General features: G+C 70.9%; 13 protein-coding genes. 4 read left to right on the top strand and 9 right to left on the bottom strand.

What is annotated here, in order from left to right:
• Positions 1 to 60: 60 nt before the first annotated feature.
• The 9 genes from guaA to guaB all read right to left on the bottom strand — a co-directional run bounded on the left by guaA (position 61) and on the right by guaB (position 11,265).
• Positions 61 to 1,647, bottom strand: coding sequence for a glutamine-hydrolyzing GMP synthase (guaA, locus tag IFT72_RS15525; protein WP_167260340.1), 1,587 nt, complete (start codon positions 1,645 to 1,647; stop codon positions 61 to 63).
• Complete coding sequence (locus IFT72_RS15520; RefSeq protein ID WP_056057264.1) at positions 1,644 to 2,087, bottom strand: DUF3817 domain-containing protein; 444 nt, start codon at positions 2,085 to 2,087, stop codon at positions 1,644 to 1,646. The genes guaA and IFT72_RS15520 overlap by 4 nt, the downstream gene beginning before the upstream one ends.
• 88 nt (positions 2,088 to 2,175) lie before the next feature.
• On the bottom strand, positions 2,176 to 3,003 hold the full coding sequence (locus tag IFT72_RS15515) for an SURF1 family cytochrome oxidase biogenesis protein (protein ID WP_192047011.1): 828 nt from the start codon (positions 3,001 to 3,003) through the stop codon (positions 2,176 to 2,178).
• A 93-nt stretch (positions 3,004 to 3,096) separates the two neighbouring features.
• Entirely contained in the window at positions 3,097 to 4,698 is a 1,602-nt protein-coding gene (locus tag IFT72_RS15510; protein WP_192047010.1) for a cation:proton antiporter, read from the bottom strand.
• 6 nt (positions 4,699 to 4,704) lie between these two features.
• Positions 4,705 to 5,235 (bottom strand): cation:proton antiporter regulatory subunit, encoded by a 531-nt coding sequence (locus IFT72_RS15505; protein ID WP_056057274.1) that lies wholly within the window; start codon positions 5,233 to 5,235, stop codon positions 4,705 to 4,707.
• Positions 5,236 to 5,377: 142 nt separating this feature from the next.
• Positions 5,378 to 7,240 carry a glycerol-3-phosphate dehydrogenase/oxidase gene (locus IFT72_RS15500; RefSeq protein ID WP_082514601.1) on the bottom strand — a complete coding sequence of 621 codons (1,863 nt, stop codon included), beginning with the start codon at positions 7,238 to 7,240 and terminating at the stop codon, positions 5,378 to 5,380.
• 113 nt (positions 7,241 to 7,353) lie between these two features.
• Entirely contained in the window at positions 7,354 to 8,475 is a 1,122-nt protein-coding gene (locus IFT72_RS15495) for a GuaB3 family IMP dehydrogenase-related protein (protein ID WP_056057277.1), read from the bottom strand.
• A gap of 121 nt (positions 8,476 to 8,596) precedes the next feature.
• Positions 8,597 to 9,577: a type IV toxin-antitoxin system AbiEi family antitoxin domain-containing protein gene (locus IFT72_RS15490; protein ID WP_192047009.1), complete on the bottom strand. Its 981-nt coding sequence runs from the start codon at positions 9,575 to 9,577 to the stop codon at positions 8,597 to 8,599.
• 185 nt (positions 9,578 to 9,762) lie between these two features.
• On the bottom strand, positions 9,763 to 11,265 hold the full coding sequence (gene guaB, locus IFT72_RS15485) for an IMP dehydrogenase (protein WP_185233842.1): 1,503 nt from the start codon (positions 11,263 to 11,265) through the stop codon (positions 9,763 to 9,765).
• Positions 11,266 to 11,535: 270 nt separating this feature from the next.
• Between guaB and IFT72_RS15480 the strand changes: the two genes are divergently transcribed.
• From IFT72_RS15480 to IFT72_RS15465, 4 genes are all read left to right on the top strand, one after another.
• Positions 11,536 to 12,900, top strand: coding sequence for a branched-chain amino acid ABC transporter permease (locus IFT72_RS15480; protein WP_235491277.1), 1,365 nt, complete (start codon positions 11,536 to 11,538; stop codon positions 12,898 to 12,900).
• A gap of 11 nt (positions 12,901 to 12,911) precedes the next feature.
• Positions 12,912 to 13,898, top strand: a complete 987-nt coding sequence (locus tag IFT72_RS15475; RefSeq protein ID WP_056057285.1) for a branched-chain amino acid ABC transporter permease — start codon at positions 12,912 to 12,914, stop codon at positions 13,896 to 13,898.
• A gap of 73 nt (positions 13,899 to 13,971) precedes the next feature.
• Entirely contained in the window at positions 13,972 to 15,039 is a 1,068-nt protein-coding gene (locus tag IFT72_RS15470; protein ID WP_167261366.1) for an ABC transporter ATP-binding protein, read from the top strand.
• A gap of 17 nt (positions 15,040 to 15,056) precedes the next feature.
• Complete coding sequence (locus IFT72_RS15465; protein ID WP_370543627.1) at positions 15,057 to 15,824, top strand: ABC transporter ATP-binding protein; 768 nt, start codon at positions 15,057 to 15,059, stop codon at positions 15,822 to 15,824.
• Positions 15,825 to 15,880 lie beyond the last annotated feature (56 nt).

Genomic DNA, 15,880 nt, shown 5'->3' with positions numbered 1-15,880 from the left:
GGGGGCGGGGGCGCCCCCGGAATGACCGGGGCTGAACGCTTCGCGTTCAGAGCGCCCCGGTCATTCCCATTCGATGGTGCCCGGGGGCTTGCTGGTGACGTCGAGAACTACTCGGTTGACGCCGTCGACCTCGTTCGTGATCCGGTTCGAGATCTTGGCGAGCACGTCGTAGGGCAGGCGCGTCCAGTCTGCCGTCATGGCGTCCTCGGACGAGACGGGGCGCAGCACGATCGGGTGACCGTACGTGCGGCCGTCGCCCTGAACGCCGACCGAGCGGACGTCGGCGAGCAACACGACCGGGCACTGCCAGATCTCCTCGTCGAGGCCGGCCGCGGTGAGCTCGGCGCGGGCGATCGCGTCGGCCTTCCGCAGCAGCTCGAGGCGCTCGTGCGTGACCTCGCCGATGATGCGGATGCCGAGGCCGGGCCCGGGGAAGGGCTGACGGCCGACGATGACCTCGGGCAGGCCGAGCTCGCGGCCGATGGCGCGCACCTCGTCCTTGAAGAGCGTGCGCAGCGGCTCGACGAGCTCGAACTGCAGATCCTCCGGCAGGCCGCCCACGTTGTGGTGGCTCTTGATGTTCGCCGTGCCCGTGCCGCCGCCGCTCTCGACCACGTCGGGGTAGAGCGTGCCCTGCACGAGGAACTTCACCGTCGCGTCGCCCTCGGCCGCAGCCTCGAGCACGAGCGCCTCGGCGGCGCCCTCGAAGCTGCGGATGAACTCGCGGCCGATGATCTTGCGCTTCTGCTCCGGGTCGGTGACACCGGCCAGGGCGTCGAGGAACTGCTGCTCCGCGTCGACCGTCACGAGGCGGACGCCCGTCGAGGCGACGTAGTCCTCCTCGACCTGGCGACGCTCGTCGGCACGCAGCAGGCCGTGGTCGACGAAGACGCAGACGAGCTGGTCGCCGACAGCCTCGTGCACGAGGGCGGCCGCGACGGCCGAGTCGACGCCGCCGGAGAGGCCGCAGATCACCCGCGACGAGCCGACCTGCTCGCGGATGCGGGCCACCTGCTCGGCGATGACGTTGCCGCTGTTCCAGTCGGCGGGGATGCCGGCGGCGCGGTGGAGGAAGTTCTCGAGCACGGCCTGGCCGAACGACGAGTGCTTGACCTCGGGGTGCCACTGCACGCCGTAGAGCTTGCGGGCGTCGCTCGAGAAGGCGGCGACGGGGGTCGCGGCGCTCGAGGCGAGCACGTCGAAGCCCTCCGGGGCCTTCGAGACGGAGTCGCCGTGGCTCATCCACGTCGTCTGCGAGGTCGGCTGCCCCGAGAGCAGGGTGCTCTCACCGGCGGCGAGGGTCACGTCGGTGGCGCCGTACTCGCGCTGGCCCGTCTGCGCGACCTCGCCGCCGAGGGCCTTCGCCATCGCCTGGAAGCCGTAGCAGATGCCCAGCACGGGCACGTCGAGCTCGAGGATGGCCGGGTCGAGGGCGGGCGCGCCCTCTTCGTAGACGCTCGACGGGCCACCGCTCAGCACGATGCCGACCGGGTTCTTGGCCGCGATCTCGGCGGCGGTGATCGTGTGCGGCACGATCTCGGAGTAGACGTTGGCCTCACGCACCCGTCGGGCGATCAGCTGCGCGTACTGCGCGCCGAAATCGACGACGAGGACGGGGCTCTGCGCCGTCTCGGTGGCTTCTGTCACGCGGGGGCTCCCTGGGTCTTCGGGGTGGGCTCGGCGACCAGCTCCGCGTGCTCACGCAGGGCCAGCTTGGTCATGTGGCTCTCGACGAAGAACGAGAGGAAGGGCACGACACCGCCGAGCGCGATGATGATGAACCGCGAGAACGGCCAGCGCATCAGGCTCCAGAGGCGGAAGTCGGCGAAGAGGTAGACGACGTAGAGCCAACCGTGGGCGATCAGGATGGCCGTCGAGAGGTTGAAGCCCTCGGTGATGCTGTCTTTCGGGACGAGGAAGCCGCCCTGCCCTCCGAGCTGCATCTCGAGCTGCAGCGGCGTGTACTTGAACACCATCTCGAAGACGAGCAGCAGCAGCATCACGCCCGTGACGTAGGCGGAGATCTTGTAGAACTTCACGGCACCCGGGATCTTCGGGATGTCGCGTTGCCGGGGCTTCAAGGGCATGGGGTCGATCCTACTCGGGGCGGGACGGGGGTCGAGCGCCGCTGCGGCGGGCGACCCGGGGGTCGGGAGGGGAGGCGGGAGGAGCGGGTCAGGCGGCGACGTCGGCCGCCAGCCGCGCCTCCTCCGCCTCGTCGATCTCGCGCTCGAACGCGTCACGGACGAGACGGAACCAGAGGAAGACGGCGAAGCCGGCGAACACGACCCACTCGATCGCGTAGAAGACGTTCAGCCAGTTCAGCGACACGTCGTCGACGGGCGCGGGCGAGTAGATGGCGTCGAGGCCGCCCCACGGCTCGGAGGCCACGACGTAGCCGGCGTAGACGTCGCCGCTGAAGTCGGACCACTCGTTGACGAGCGCCGCGACCGAGACGACCGTCTCACGGCCGTCCTGGTAGGCGCCGTCGGAGGGCGCGTCGCTCGGCGAGTACCGGCCGACCAGCGACACGTCGGAGCCGACCGGCACGGCAGCCTCGGCCGCGACGGCCTCGTCTTCGGTGGGGGCCCAGCCGACCGCGACGGCCACGGAGGCGTCGTCGGAGTCGTCGACCAGGCGGCCGATCAGCCACCAGCCCCGGTCGCCGTCGTTGACGCGGTCGCTGACGACGCGGAAGTCGTCGGCGTCGAACTGGCCGGTGACACTGACCATCTGACCGCCGACGCGGTCGAAGAACGGAGACTGCGGCTCGACGGTGTCGGCGAGCACCTTGACGGTCTCGGTCTCGGGGTTGACGACCTTGCCGCTCTCGATGCTGCGCTCGATCTGCCAGTGGCCCAGCCAGGCGAAGATTCCCGCGATGACGAGGGCGAGCGCGAGCATGGCGATCCAGCGCGGCCGACGGGCCACCTGCCACATGGAGTCGGGGAGGTCGGAGCCGTCGGGAGCGCTCGTGACGGGATGGACCTCGAGGCGACTCACGAGGGCCATCGTACCGTCGGCCCCCGACGGCCCCGCTGTGCGTCCGCTGCGCTCAGCCCGGCGCTCCGCGTCGGCCAGCACCCCTCATGATGCTCAGTACTCGGGGTCGCGCTGCCGCGTCGCTCGCTGGTCGGACTGCTGCCCGGCCTGCTCGGCCCACATCGCCCGCTCGGCCGCGCTCATGCCGTCGACCTCCGAGTCGTCGTCGAGGTCGCCGTCAGGGGCGCCGTCGCCGCCGTCGCCGCCGTCGCCGCCGGCGGCGCCGGTCGGCGAGGTCGCCACGTCGAGCTCGTCCACGACCGGCCGTGCGTGGTCGAGCTCGTCGACCACCACGGTCCGTCGACGGCGGGGCACCGGCGGGTCGTCGAGGTCGGGGTCGTCGAACAGGCCGGAGTCGGGGTCCGGGTCGCGAGCGATCGTGTCGGCGGGCTCCTCGCCCGCGAGCGCCGCCTCCATCAGGGCGATCTCGTCGGCGTGACGCCCCTCGCGCTGCTGGCGCCGCGCCTCCGCCGCGGCCTTCTCCGCCCGGTGTCGCGACCGGAAGAGCACGGCGCCGATGCGCTCGGAGTTCGCGGCGAGCAGCGGACCGATCACGGCCATGATCAGCACGTAGAGGCCCGCGAAGGGCTGCAGCAGCGGGTTCAGCCCGGCGCCCGCCGAGAGCGTCGCGAGGATGAGCGCGAACTCGCCGCGGTTCTGCAGGATGAACGAGGTGTTCAGCCCCGCCTGCGGCCCGAGCTTGTTGAGCCACGCGACGAACTGGCCCGCGACGAGGTTCAGGCCGATCGTGATGCCGACGGCCGCGGCCACCGGGCCGAGCACGCTCGGGAAGAGCGACGGGTCGAGACCGAGCCCGAAGTTGAGGAAGAAGAAGGCGCCGAACACGTCGCGCATCGGCAGCGCGAACTGCTCGACCCGGTTGCGGTACTTGGTCGCCCCGATGATCAGGCCGATGAGGAAGGCGCCGATCGCGTCGGTGACGCCCAGCACCTCGCCGAGGCCCGCGAAGAGCACGGCGAGCCCGAAGAAGAGCACGGTGAACAGCTCGTCGTCGCGGGTGCGCATCAGCTTCGACACGACGCGGCCCCCCCACCGCGCGACGCTGAACATCACGACGAGGAAGACGAAGGCGATGCCGAGCTTGAGCACCACCGGCCCCGGGTCGGTCTCGCCGCTCAGCACGACGGAGACGATGGCGAGGTAGATCGCGATGAAGATGTCCTCGACGACGGTGACGCCGAGGATCATCGGCGTCTCGCGGTTCGCCAGGCGGTTCAGCTCGATGAGCAGCTTCGTGACGATCGCGCTCGACGACGTCGCGGTCATGCCCGCGACGATCAGGGCCTCGCGGGTGCCCCAGCCGAGCATGAAGCCGAAGGCCAGGCCGACGCCCATGTTGACGGCGATGTAGGTGCCGCCGGAGACGATCAGCCGGCCCGCGTTCGAGAAGAACTCGTCTTGATCGAACTCGAGGCCCAGGTTGAACAGCAGCAGGATCAGGCCGAAGATCGCGATCAGCTCGATGCTGTGCGCGTCGAAGCTGAGCGGGAACCAGCCCGTGTTCGTGCTGGCGAGCAGCCCGACGAGCATGTAGATCGGGATCGACGGCAGGCCGATCAGCTTGCCGAGCCGCCCGAGCACGTAGGCGAGCAGGAGGAGGATGCCGAGGACGATCAGCTCTTCACCCAGGTGCACCGGTGATCAGCTCCCGGGCGGCGAGTCGACCGGGGCGCGGTGCCCGAACGTGCCCGTGCGGTACCAGGAGAAGGCCTTCGCGACCTTCTCCGGCGACCCGGCGACGACGAGCGTGTCGCCCGGGAACACCTTGAAGTCGCCCGACGGAGCGGGATTCGCGGCGTCGCCGCGGACGACGGCCACGACCGTGAGGCCCACGACGCCCTTGGCGCCGAGGTCGCCGAGCGGCTGCCCGGCGATGTGGTCGTCGTAGTCGACGGTGAACCAGTCGATGCTGAGGCCGGGGATCTGGTCGAGCGCGGAGAGCGACTCGGTGATGCGCGTGCCGCCGAGCAGCTCGGCGAGGGTGTGCGCCTCGTCTTCGCTGAGGCGCAGGGAGACCTTCGTGACGTCGGCCCCGTCGGCGTCGTCGCTGAAGGTGATCAGGTCGCTGTGGCCCGAGCGGTGCGTGATGACGCCGCACTTGCCGCCGTCGTCGGTGATGAAGGTGTGCAGCACACCCACGCCGGGGAGCTTGACTCGACGCACGTCAACCATGGTTGGTCTCCAGGAGGATCGGGGGCAGTCGTCTCAGCCTAGCGGCGGGCTCCGTCGCNACCTGCAGGAGGCGCGGTGCCCGCCCCACGGGCACCGCGCCTCCTGCAGCCTGGTCGCGTCGCGACCCCGCCTCGCCCTCGGCTCAGCCCTCGCGGCCTCCCGGCTCGCTGGCGCGCGCCGGCTCGTCGGCGGGCGTGCCGGCCGGCTCCGCCACCGTCTCGCCCGGCTTCGGCGCGCCGCCCTGGTCGGCGCCCGGCACCTTCATGTCGTCCTCGTCGAATCCGAACGTGATGTCGGGCGCCTCGAGGCGCACTCGGTCGGCCGAGGCGTCGTCGGGCTCGAGCTGGCTGGCCCGCTCGGCGGCGACGCGCTTGAGGTAGTTGCCGACCTCCTCCTCGGTCTCGGAGTCGGACCAGCCGTGCACCTCGGCCATGAGGCGGGCGGCCACGGGCGCGGCGGACTCGCCGCGGTCCCACGCCTCGATCGAGATGCGGGTGCGACGGGCCAGGACGTCCTCGAGGTGCAGGGCGCTCTCGTGGCTGGCCGCGTAGACGACCTCGGCGGCGATGTAGTCGTCGGCGCCGGGCAGCGGCTCGGCGAGCTCGGGCCGCTCGCGGATGAGGTCGAGCAGCTCGTCGGTGAGCGTGCCGTAGCGGTTCAGCAGGTGCTCGATGCGGACCTTGTGCACGCCGAAGGCCTTCGCGATCTTGCCGCGCTTGTTCCACGCCGCGTGGTAGCCCTCGGCGCCGAGCAGCGGGATCTCCATCGTCGTGCTCTCGGGGATGCGCCCGTCGAGGGCGGCGACGGCCTCGTCGATGGCGTCCTCCGCCATGACGCGGTAGGTCGTCCACTTGCCGCCGGCGACGACGACGAGACCGGGCACGGTGTGCGCCACGATGTGCTCGCGCGACAGCTTCGAGGTCTGGTCGGACTCGCCGGCCAGCAGCGGGCGGAGCCCGGCGTAGACGCCCTCGACGTCGTCCCGCGTGAGCGGGACGGCCATGACGCGGTTGACGTGCTCGAGGATGTAGTCGATGTCGGCGGCGGTCGCGGCCGGGTGCGCCTTGTCGAGGTCCCAGTCGGTGTCGGTCGTGCCGACGAGCCAGTGGCGGCCCCACGGGATGACGAACAGGACGCTCTTCTCGGTGCGGAAGATCATGCCCATGTCGGAGTGGATCCGGTCGCGGGGCACCACCAGGTGCACGCCCTTGGAGGCCCGGACCTTGAACTGGCCGCGCTCCCCCACCATCGCCTGCGTGTCGTCCGTCCAGACGCCGGTCGCGTTGACGACCTGCTTGGCGCGGATCTCGAAGTGCTCGCCGGTCTGGTAGTCGTGGGCCTTCACCCCGACGACGCGCTCGCCGACCTTCACGAAGCCCTCGACGCGGACGCGGCTGGCCGCGTGGGCACCGTAGCTCGACGCCGTGCGGACGAGCGACGAGACGTAGCGCGCGTCGTCGACCTGGGCGTCGTAGTAGGTGAGGCCGCCGACGACGGCGTCCTTCGAGAGGCTCGGGATGGCCCGGAGCACCTGCGTCTTGCTGAGGTGGCGGTGGTGGGGCACCCCGGGCGGGCGACCGCCCGTCCAGCTGAAGATGTCGTAGAGGGCCATGCCGGCGCCGATGTAGAAGCGCTCGTACACGGGCTTGCTCAGCGGGTAGAGGAAGCGCACGGGCTTGACGAGGTGCGGGGCGAGCCGCTGCAGCAGCAGGCCTCGCTCGATGAGCGCCTCGCGCACGAGGCGGAAGTTGAGCTGCTCGAGGTAGCGGATGCCGCCGTGCACGAGCTTCGACGACCGGCTCGACGTGCCGGAGCCCCAGTCTCGCGCCTCGACGATGCCCACGCTGAGGCCGCGGGTCACGGCGTCGAGCGCGGAGCCCGCCCCGACGATGCCACCCCCGATCACGAGGATGTCCAGCTCTTTCTCCTTGAGCGCCTCGATGGCGTCGGCCCGTTCCTCCGGACCGAGCTTCGAGGAGAGGGATGCGGACGCGGTCGTAGCCATGCGGGGCCTCCATCGTTGGATCGGCGCGGGCCTGAGCCCGCCTCATCGCCCATCCAACGCCCGTCAGCCTGACAACGGTGCGTGAGATCGCCCCGCTGGGGACGGATCGAGGTCTAGTGCGGCTGGTAGGGAGCCACGACGACCTCGCTGCGCTGGAACTCCTTGAGGTCGCTGTAGCCGGTCGTGGCCATCGCGCGGCGCAGGGCGCCGACCAGGTTGGCCTGGCCGTCGACCGTGGAGGCCGGGCCGTAGAGGATCTTCTCGAGCGGGCCGACCTGGCCGACGTGCACGCGACGGCCGCGGGGCAGCTCGGGGTGGTGCGCCTCGGCGCCCCAGTGGTAGCCGCCACCGGGCACGTCGGTGGCGCGCGCGAGGGCGGCCCCGAGCATGACGGCGTCGGCGCCGCAGGCGACGGCCTTGACGATGTCGCCCGACGTGCCGAGCCCGCCGTCGGCGATGACGTGCACGTAGCGCCCGCCCGACTCGTCGAGGTAGTCACGGCGAGCGCCCGCGACGTCGGCGACCGCGGAGGCCATCGGAGCGTGGATGCCGAGGGAGGCGCGGGTCGTCGAGGCAGCGCCGCCCCCGAACCCGACGAGGACGCCGGCCGCGCCCGTGCGCATGAGGTGCAGCGCTGCCGTGTACGTGGAGGCGCCTCCCACGATCACGGGGACGTCCAGCTCGTAGATGAACTCCTTGAGGTTCAGGGGCTCGGTGCTCTTCGACACGTGCTCGGCCGAGACGGTCGTGCCGCGGATGAGGAAGAGGTCGACGCCGGCGTCGACGACGGTCTGGTAGAGCTCCTGCGTGCGCTGCGGGCTGAGCGACCCGGCGACCGTGACGCCGGCGGCGCGGATCTCGGCGATGCGCGCGGTGACGAGCTCGGGCTTGATCGGCTCGGCGTAGATCTGCTGCATGCGGGCGACGGTCTCGTCCTCCGGCAGGTCGCGGATCTCGGCGAGGACGGACTCGGGGTCGTCGTACCTCGTCCAGACGCCCTCGAGATCGAGCACGCCGAGGCCGCCGAGCTGGCCGATGCGGATGGCCGTCTCGGGGCTGACGACGGAGTCCATCGGCGCGGCGATGATCGGCGAGTCGAACTGGAACGCGTCGATCGACCAGCTCACCGACACGTCTCGGGGGTCGCGGGTGCGCCGGCTCGGGACGATCGCGATGTCGTCGAACGCATAGGCGCGGCGCGCGCGCTTGGAGACGCCGATCTCTACCTCAGTCACCGTGCCACCCTACCGGGTGCCGCCCCGCACCGAGCCCGGCGGCCCGCGGCCCGCCCCGGCGCCCGGCCCCGGCACCCGCCACCCGCACCCTCGGAGCACGGGCGAGTCCGACCCCGACGGTCTACGACGCTCGCCCCCGTTGGTCGTACTCGCCCGGAACGTGTCGGCGGGGGACGACGAGACCCGCCGAAGCCAGCCTCGCGGCGAGCCGACCGAGGTCGAGGGCGTCGTCCCATCCCCATCGGGCGAAGCCGTTCACCTCGGGAAGGCGTCGCACGGCGTTCTCGCGGTCCTTCTCGTGGAGGAGCGCCTCCTTCGACGAGCGCCCCGCCACCATGCCCTCGTCGACGTACTTGTCGGTCCCGTCGGCTTCGCCGGCCACTCCCTCGCTCGCCCACCAGAAGTCGAGGGTGGCGACGTGGCGACCCTCCTCGCGGAGGACGTGCTGGAGGACCGGGTCGGGCAGCCCCAGGAGGCGGATGCCCACCCGGCTGACCGACTCGAGGGGCGACGCGGCGCGGGGATCGGCGAACTCCACGACCGCTCCGACCCGGCGAGCACCGCGGATCGTGCCTCGGGACTCGAAGTCCGCGAGGAGCTCGGCGGGCGTGACGACACGTCGACGCAGGGCATCGTCCGTCATCACGACGGTGCGGAGGAACGTCTCGGTGAGGCAGACGTCGACCAGCGTCGTGGCCACGGACGTCACGAGCACGCCCTGCACGACGTCGAGCCCGTCTCGGCCGACGGCCCGGGCGTGCTTGACGAAGCCGTGTTCACGGCGGCTTCCGCCCGCGGGCGGGACGAGGACGTGCACGGCGGCCCCGGGCGCGCCGACGACAGGGAGCCCGTGCAGCACGGCCGCGGAGAGATGGCTGACGACGACGTCCGACCGGCAGGCGGCCGCCGCCGCCACCGCGGTGGTCGCGTGGCGCTCCTCCACGCCCATCTCAGCCCAGACCGACGTCTCGACGTACGCCCCTCGGCGGACCCGCACGAGGGCGCCTCGGGCGTGGGACCGTCGGAGCATCGCCGGGTCGAGACCGAGCGAGGAGACGTCGCGACTGAGCAGGAGTCCGGGGCGGTGGACGGTGATGAGCATCCGCCCAGGATCGTCCGGGGCAGGCGGCGGCTCCTCCCCCGGCGCCCCACACGGGGACCACGGGCCACGCGCACCCCCTGGGAAGGGACGATCGCCCGGGACGACGACGGGCGAGTCCGAGCCGGGCGGGCGTCCAGGGACGCCCGCTCGGGTCGAACTCGCCCGGGGTCGGCGAGGGCGGCGGGCTAGCGGCGGTAGTTGGGCGCCTCGACGACCATCTGCAGGTCGTGCGGGTGGCTCTCCTTCAGGCCGGCCGCGGTGATGCGGACGAACTTGCCCTTCATCTTCAGCTCGTCGACGGTGCGGCCGCCGACGTAGAACATCGACTGACGGAGGCCGCCGGTGAGCTGGTAGACCACGTTGCTCAGCGCGCCGCGGTAGGGCACCTGGCCCTCGACGCCCTCGGGGATGAGCTTGTCGTCGCTGGGGACGTCGGCCTGGAAGTACCTGTCCTTCGAGTACGACGTGTTCTTGCCGCGCGTCTGCATGGCGCCGAGCGAGCCCATGCCCCGGTACTTCTTGAACTGCTTGCCCGCGACGAAGACGAGGTCGCCGGGGCTCTCGTCGCAGCCGGCGAGCAGCGAGCCGAGCATGACCGTGTCGGCGCCGGCGACGAGCGCCTTCGCGATGTCGCCCGAGTACTGGAGGCCGCCGTCGGCGATGACCGGCACGCCGGCCTCGCGGGCCGCGAGCGACGCCTCGTAGACGGCGGTGACCTGCGGCACGCCGACGCCGGAGACGACGCGGGTCGTGCAGATCGAGCCCGGCCCGACGCCGACCTTGATCGCGTCGGCCCCGGCCTCGATGAGCGCCTCGGCGCCCGAGCGGGTCGCGACGTTGCCGCCGATGACGTCGACGGCGGCGAAGGTCGGGTCGGCCTTGATGCGCTTGATCATGTCGAGCTCGCCGGCGCTCTCGCCGTTGGCAGTGTCGACCACGAGGACGTCGACGCCGGCGTCGCGGAGGGCGCACGCGCGCTCCCACGCGTCGCCGAAGAAGCCGATGGCGGCACCGACGCGGAGCCGTCCCTCGTCGTCCTTCGTGGCGTCGGGGTACTTCTCGCTCTTGTCGAAGTCCTTGACGGTGATGAGGCCGCGGAGCTTGCCCGCCTCGTCGACCAGGGGCAGCTTCTCGATCTTGTGCTGGGCGAAGATCGCGATCGCCGAGTCGGGGTCGACGCCCTCGGGGGCCGTCACGAGGGGGGCCTTCGTCATGACGTCGCGGACGAGCGTGGTCTGCATCTCGAAGGGCGAGACGAAGCGCATGTCGCGGTTGGTGATGATGCCGACGAGCGTGCCGTCCTCCTCGACGACCGGCAGGCCGGAGACGCGGAACTGGCCGCAGAGGGCGTCGACCTCGGCCACGGTGGCGTCGGGGGTGGTGGTCACCGGGTTGGTGATCATGCCCGACTCGCTGCGCTTGACCTTGTCGACGTGGGCCGCCTGGTCGGCGATCGAGAGGTTGCGGTGGATGATGCCGATGCCGCCCTGGCGCGCCATGGCGATGGCCATGCGCGACTCGGTCACGGTGTCCATCGCGGCGGAGAGGAGGGGGACGGCGACGCGGATGCGCTTCGTGAGGCGGGACGAGGTGTCGGCCTCGCTCGGGATCACGTCGGTGCGCCCGGGGAGGAGCATGACGTCGTCGTACGTGAGTCCGATGAATCCGAACGGATCCGGCTGGTCCATGAGTCCCCTTCGAAGGAGCGAGATGAGGTGGTCGGTGGCACCGGATCGCCGTCGACTCCGGTGCTCCATGTTAAGCCGCCCCGTGCCTCCTGAATTCCGCCCTCGGAGGACGCTCTCGTGCGTCGATGTCGCTATTTCGTAACGAATTGTCGTCATTGGCCTGTGTCCTGCACGAAACACGGCCGACACACAGCGAAAGTAGCGTCACCAACGACGGTCGCCAGCGGCACCCGGGGCATCGCCCCGACTGGCACCTGTCCAGGAGGTCCCGTGAAACCCGACACGACCATCGCAGGCAGAGCTCCGCTCCGCCCTGCCCTGATCGTCACCGTCCTCGCTCTGCTGCTCGGCCTCGCCGGCGCGTTCGTCTCGGTGACCCTGGCTCCCTCGGCCGCCCACGCGCAGGGCGGGGCCACGGCCTCGTGCCAGGCCGACGCGAGCACGGGCTGCATCCAGGGCAGCATCAGGACCTCCGACGGCGAGCCGGCCACCGGCGTCGTCGTCGACGTCACGGGCCCCGGCGGCTTCGAGGGCACGGCCGAGGTCGACGGCACCGGCCGCTGGGCCGTCCCCGTCACCGAAGCCGGCGAGTACGCCGTCCAGCTCGACGAGGAGTCGCTGCCCGACGGGCAGTTCCTCCGCAACGCCGAGACCGAGCGCAGCGTCGACGCGACGCTCGGCGCCAACAAGAGCGTGATCTTCCAGCTCACCCAGACCGAGGGCGAGGTCTCCGGCGCCGCCGCCTCCTCCTTCAACTGGGACCGCCTCGCGCAGCAGTTCGCCTCGGGCATCCGCCTCGGCCTGCTGCTCGCCCTCGCCGCGATCGGCCTCTCGCTGATCTACGGCACCACCGGCCTCAGCAGCTTCTCGCACGGCGAGCAGGTGACCCTCGGCGGGCTGCTCGCGTACGTCTTCGCCAACCAGCTCGGCATGAACATCTTCCTGGCGGCGACGATCACGGTGATCCTCTGCGCGGCCACCGGGTTCATCCAGGACTGGGCGATCTGGAAGCCGCTCCGACGGCGGGGCCTCAGCCTCACCCAGCTCATGATCGTCACGATCGGCCTGTCGATCGCCCTGCAGTACGCGTTCCAGTACTTCTTCGGCGCCGCGACCGTCCGCATCCAGACGGCCAACCCGACCACGGTCACCTTCGCGGGCGTCACGCTCACGGTGCAGTCGTACGTCGCCATGGGCATCTCGGTGATCGTGCTCGTGCTCACCGGCCTCTTCCTCACGAAGACCCGCACCGGCCGCGCCACCCGCGCCGTCTCCGACAACCCCGCCCTCGCGGCGGCGTCGGGCATCGACGTCGACCGCATCATCCGCCTCGTGTGGACGGTCGCGGCGGGCCTCGCCGGCCTCTCGGGCGTCATGCTCGGCCTCGTGCTCAACGGCGTCAACTGGATGACCGGCCTGCAGATCCTGCTGCTCATGTTCGCGGCGGTCACGCTCGGCGGGCTCGGCACCTCCTTCGGCGCCCTGGCCGGCTCGCTCATCATCGGCGTCATCGTCGAGCTGACCAACCTGGTGCTGCCGGGTGACTTCAAGTACGCCACCGCGCTGCTGATCCTGATCGTGATCCTGCTGTTCCGTCCGCAGGGCATCTTCGGTCGCGCCGAGCGGATCGGTTAAGGGGACAACACATGGACTACGTCATCGACCTCATCCGCCAGCTCACCGGCGAGGCGCTCGCCCCGACCACGGCCGCGTTCGCGATCGCCGCGATCGGCCTCAACATCCACTTCGGCTTCACCGGACTCATCAACATGGGCCAGGCGGCGTTCCTGCTGCTCGGCGCCTACGGCTTCGCGATCTCGCTGACCAGCGGCCTGCCCCTCGGGCTCGCGGTGCTGATCGGCATGGCCTGCGGCCTCGTCTTCGCGCTCATCCTCGGCGTCCCGACGCTGAAGCTGAGGGGCGACTACCTCGCCATCGTGACCATCTGCGCGGCGGAGATCATCCGCATGGTCGGCCGGTCGAGCATCCTCACCGACGTGACCGGTGGCTCGAACGGCATCACCGGCTCGTCGTACCGTGACCCCTTCACGGCGCTCTCCCCCCTGCCCGACGGTCAGACCACCGTGCTGTGGTTCACGTACGACAACAACGGCGTCAACGGCTGGTGGATCCGCATCGTGGCCTGGGCGCTCGTGGCCCTGCTCTGCGTCATCGTGTTCCTGCTCAGCCGCAGCCCCTGGGGCCGCGTACTCAAGGGCATCCGCGAGGACGAGGACGCCGTGCGCAGCCTCGGCAAGAACGTCTTCTCGTACAAGATGCAGGCGCTCGTCTTCGGCGGCGTGATCGGCTCGCTGGCGGGCATCATCTACGTGCTGCCCTCGTCGGTGCAGCCCGACGCCCTCGGCCGCTCGACGACGTTCTTCATCTGGACGGCGCTCCTGCTCGGCGGCGCGGCCACGGTCTTCGGCCCGGTGCTCGGCGCGATCCTGTTCTTCGTCGTCCGCCTGCTCATCCGCACCCTGGCCGGCGACTTCATCCCCGCGAGCATCATGAGCAACCAGCAGGCCGACCAGTTCTCGTACGTGCTCGTCGGCGTCGCCCTGATGTGCCTGATCATCTTCCGACCGCAGGGAATCCTCGGCAACAAGAAGGAGCTGTCGTTCAGTGTCTGAGACCACGACCACCGGCACGGCCGGAGCGCCCTCGGGCCGGGACCGCAAGCCCGGCTACGACTACGACCGCACCGTGCTGCGCCAGAAGCTCACGACCGTGGGGCGCACGCCCGGCTCGTCGAAGCCCGACCCCATCCTCACCGTCGACAACGTCGTGCGCCGCTTCGGCGGCATGACCGCCGTCGACGTGGGGCACGTCGAGGTGCAGCGCGGCGCGATCACCGCCCTGATCGGCCCCAACGGCGCCGGCAAGACGACGTTCTTCAACCTGCTCACCGGCTTCGACAAGGCGTCCTCCGCCCCGACCGCGTTCAAGCGCGGCGAGGGCACGGCCAAGTGGGTCTTCGACGGCAAGCCGATGGGCAACGTCGGCGCGGCCAAGGTGGCCCGTGCCGGCATGGTGCGCACCTTCCAGCTGACGAAGGCGCTCTCGCGCCTCACCGTGATGGAGAACATGCTGCTGGGCGCCCGCGATCAGCCGGGCGAGAACTTCTTCGTCGGCATCGTGCCCCCGCTGTGGAAGGCCCGCGAGCGCGAGATCACCGTCAAAGCCGAGGAGCTGCTCGCGCGCTTCAAGCTGCTCGAGAAGAAGGACGACTACGCCGGCAGCCTCTCCGGCGGCCAGCGGAAGCTGCTCGAGATGGCCCGCGCCCTGATGAGCGACCCCGAGATGATCATGCTCGACGAGCCGATGGCCGGCGTGAACCCGGCGCTGACGCAGTCGCTGCTCGGCCACATCCAGTCGCTGCGCGACGACGGCACGACCGTGCTCTTCGTCGAGCACGACATGCACATGGTGCGGCACATCTCCGACTGGGTGATCGTCATGGCCGAGGGCAAGGTCGTGGCCGAGGGCCCGGCCGACACCGTCATGGACGACCAGGCCGTCATCGACGCCTACCTCGGCGCGCACCACGACACCGACCTCGGCGACGACTCGCTGCTCACCGACGAGGCGTTCGACCAGATCGAGGAGGAGGTGGCGGCGGAGGACGCGGCCCGCGAGGGCGACCCGACCCGCGCCTCCTCGACCACCACCGCGGGCGGCGTCGCCGGGCGCGACCTGCCGGGCTCGCCCGACCCCTCCACCCCCACCGCGACGAACGCGGCCGACGACCAGCAGAGCGGAGACAGGGCATGAGCGCCTCGACGACGGAGATGCACCCCGGCACGGAGAAGTTCGCCGGCACCGAGCCGATCATGAACGCCAGCGGCCTCGTGGCCGGCTACCTGCCCGGCGTCAACATCCTCAACGGCTGCGACCTGGTCTGCTACCCCGGCGAGCTGATCGGCATCATCGGCCCGAACGGCGCCGGCAAGTCGACGCTGCTCAAGGCCCTGTTCGGCCTCGTCAAGATCCACGAGGGCAGCGTCACGCTCGGCGGCGAGGACATCACGAACCTCAAGGCCAACAAGCTCGTGCAGGCCGGCGTCGGCTTCGTGCCGCAGACGAACAACGTCTTCCCGTCGCTGACCATCGAGGAGAACCTGCAGATGGGCATGTTCCTCCGCCCGAAGGCCTTCACCGAGCGGCTCGAGTACATCTACGACCTCTTCCCCGTGCTCGGCGACCGTCGCGGCCAGCGCGCCGGATCGCTCTCGGGCGGCGAGCGCCAGTCGGTCGCCATGGCTCGCGCGCTGATGATGGACCCGAAGGTGCTGCTGCTCGACGAGCCGTCGGCCGGCCTCTCGCCGGTGCGCCAGGACGAGACCTTCATCCGCACCCGCCGCATCAACAAGGCCGGCGTCTCGGTGATCATGGTCGAGCAGAACGCCCGCCGCTGCCTGCAGATCTGCGACCGCGGCTACGTGCTCGACCAGGGCCGCAACGCCTACTCGGGCACCGGCCGCGAGCTCGCCGACGACCCGAAGGTGATCGAGCTGTACCTCGGCACGCTCGCGAAGGACGTCGACGAGACGCACTGAGCCCGGCGCCGAGCGCCACGAGGGCCCCCACGCTGCGGCGTGGGGGCCCTCGGGCG

It is taken from the genome of Frigoribacterium sp. CFBP 8754 (genome assembly GCF_014841815.1).
Taxonomy (GTDB): Bacteria; Actinomycetota; Actinomycetes; order Actinomycetales; family Microbacteriaceae; genus Frigoribacterium; species Frigoribacterium endophyticum.
The sequence above is the reverse complement of the archived record's forward strand: the minus strand, read 5'-3'. Positions and strand labels throughout refer to the sequence as shown.

Bases quoted from the DNA above. Each gene is read 5' to 3' on its own strand.
- guaB (WP_185233842.1), bottom strand. From the start codon at position 11,265: ATGGACCAGCCGGATCCGTTCGGATTCATCGGACTCACGTACGACGAC.
- IFT72_RS15500 (WP_082514601.1), bottom strand. From the start codon at position 7,240: ATGGCTACGACCGCGTCCGCATCCCTCTCCTCGAAGCTCGGTCCGGAG.
- IFT72_RS15490 (WP_192047009.1), bottom strand. From the start codon at position 9,577: ATGCTCATCACCGTCCACCGCCCCGGACTCCTGCTCAGTCGCGACGTC.
- IFT72_RS15475 (WP_056057285.1), top strand. From the start codon at position 12,912: ATGGACTACGTCATCGACCTCATCCGCCAGCTCACCGGCGAGGCGCTC.
- IFT72_RS15465 (WP_370543627.1), top strand. From the start codon at position 15,057: ATGCACCCCGGCACGGAGAAGTTCGCCGGCACCGAGCCGATCATGAAC.
- IFT72_RS15520 (WP_056057264.1), bottom strand. From the start codon at position 2,087: ATGCCCTTGAAGCCCCGGCAACGCGACATCCCGAAGATCCCGGGTGCC.
- IFT72_RS15505 (WP_056057274.1), bottom strand. From the start codon at position 5,235: ATGGTTGACGTGCGTCGAGTCAAGCTCCCCGGCGTGGGTGTGCTGCAC.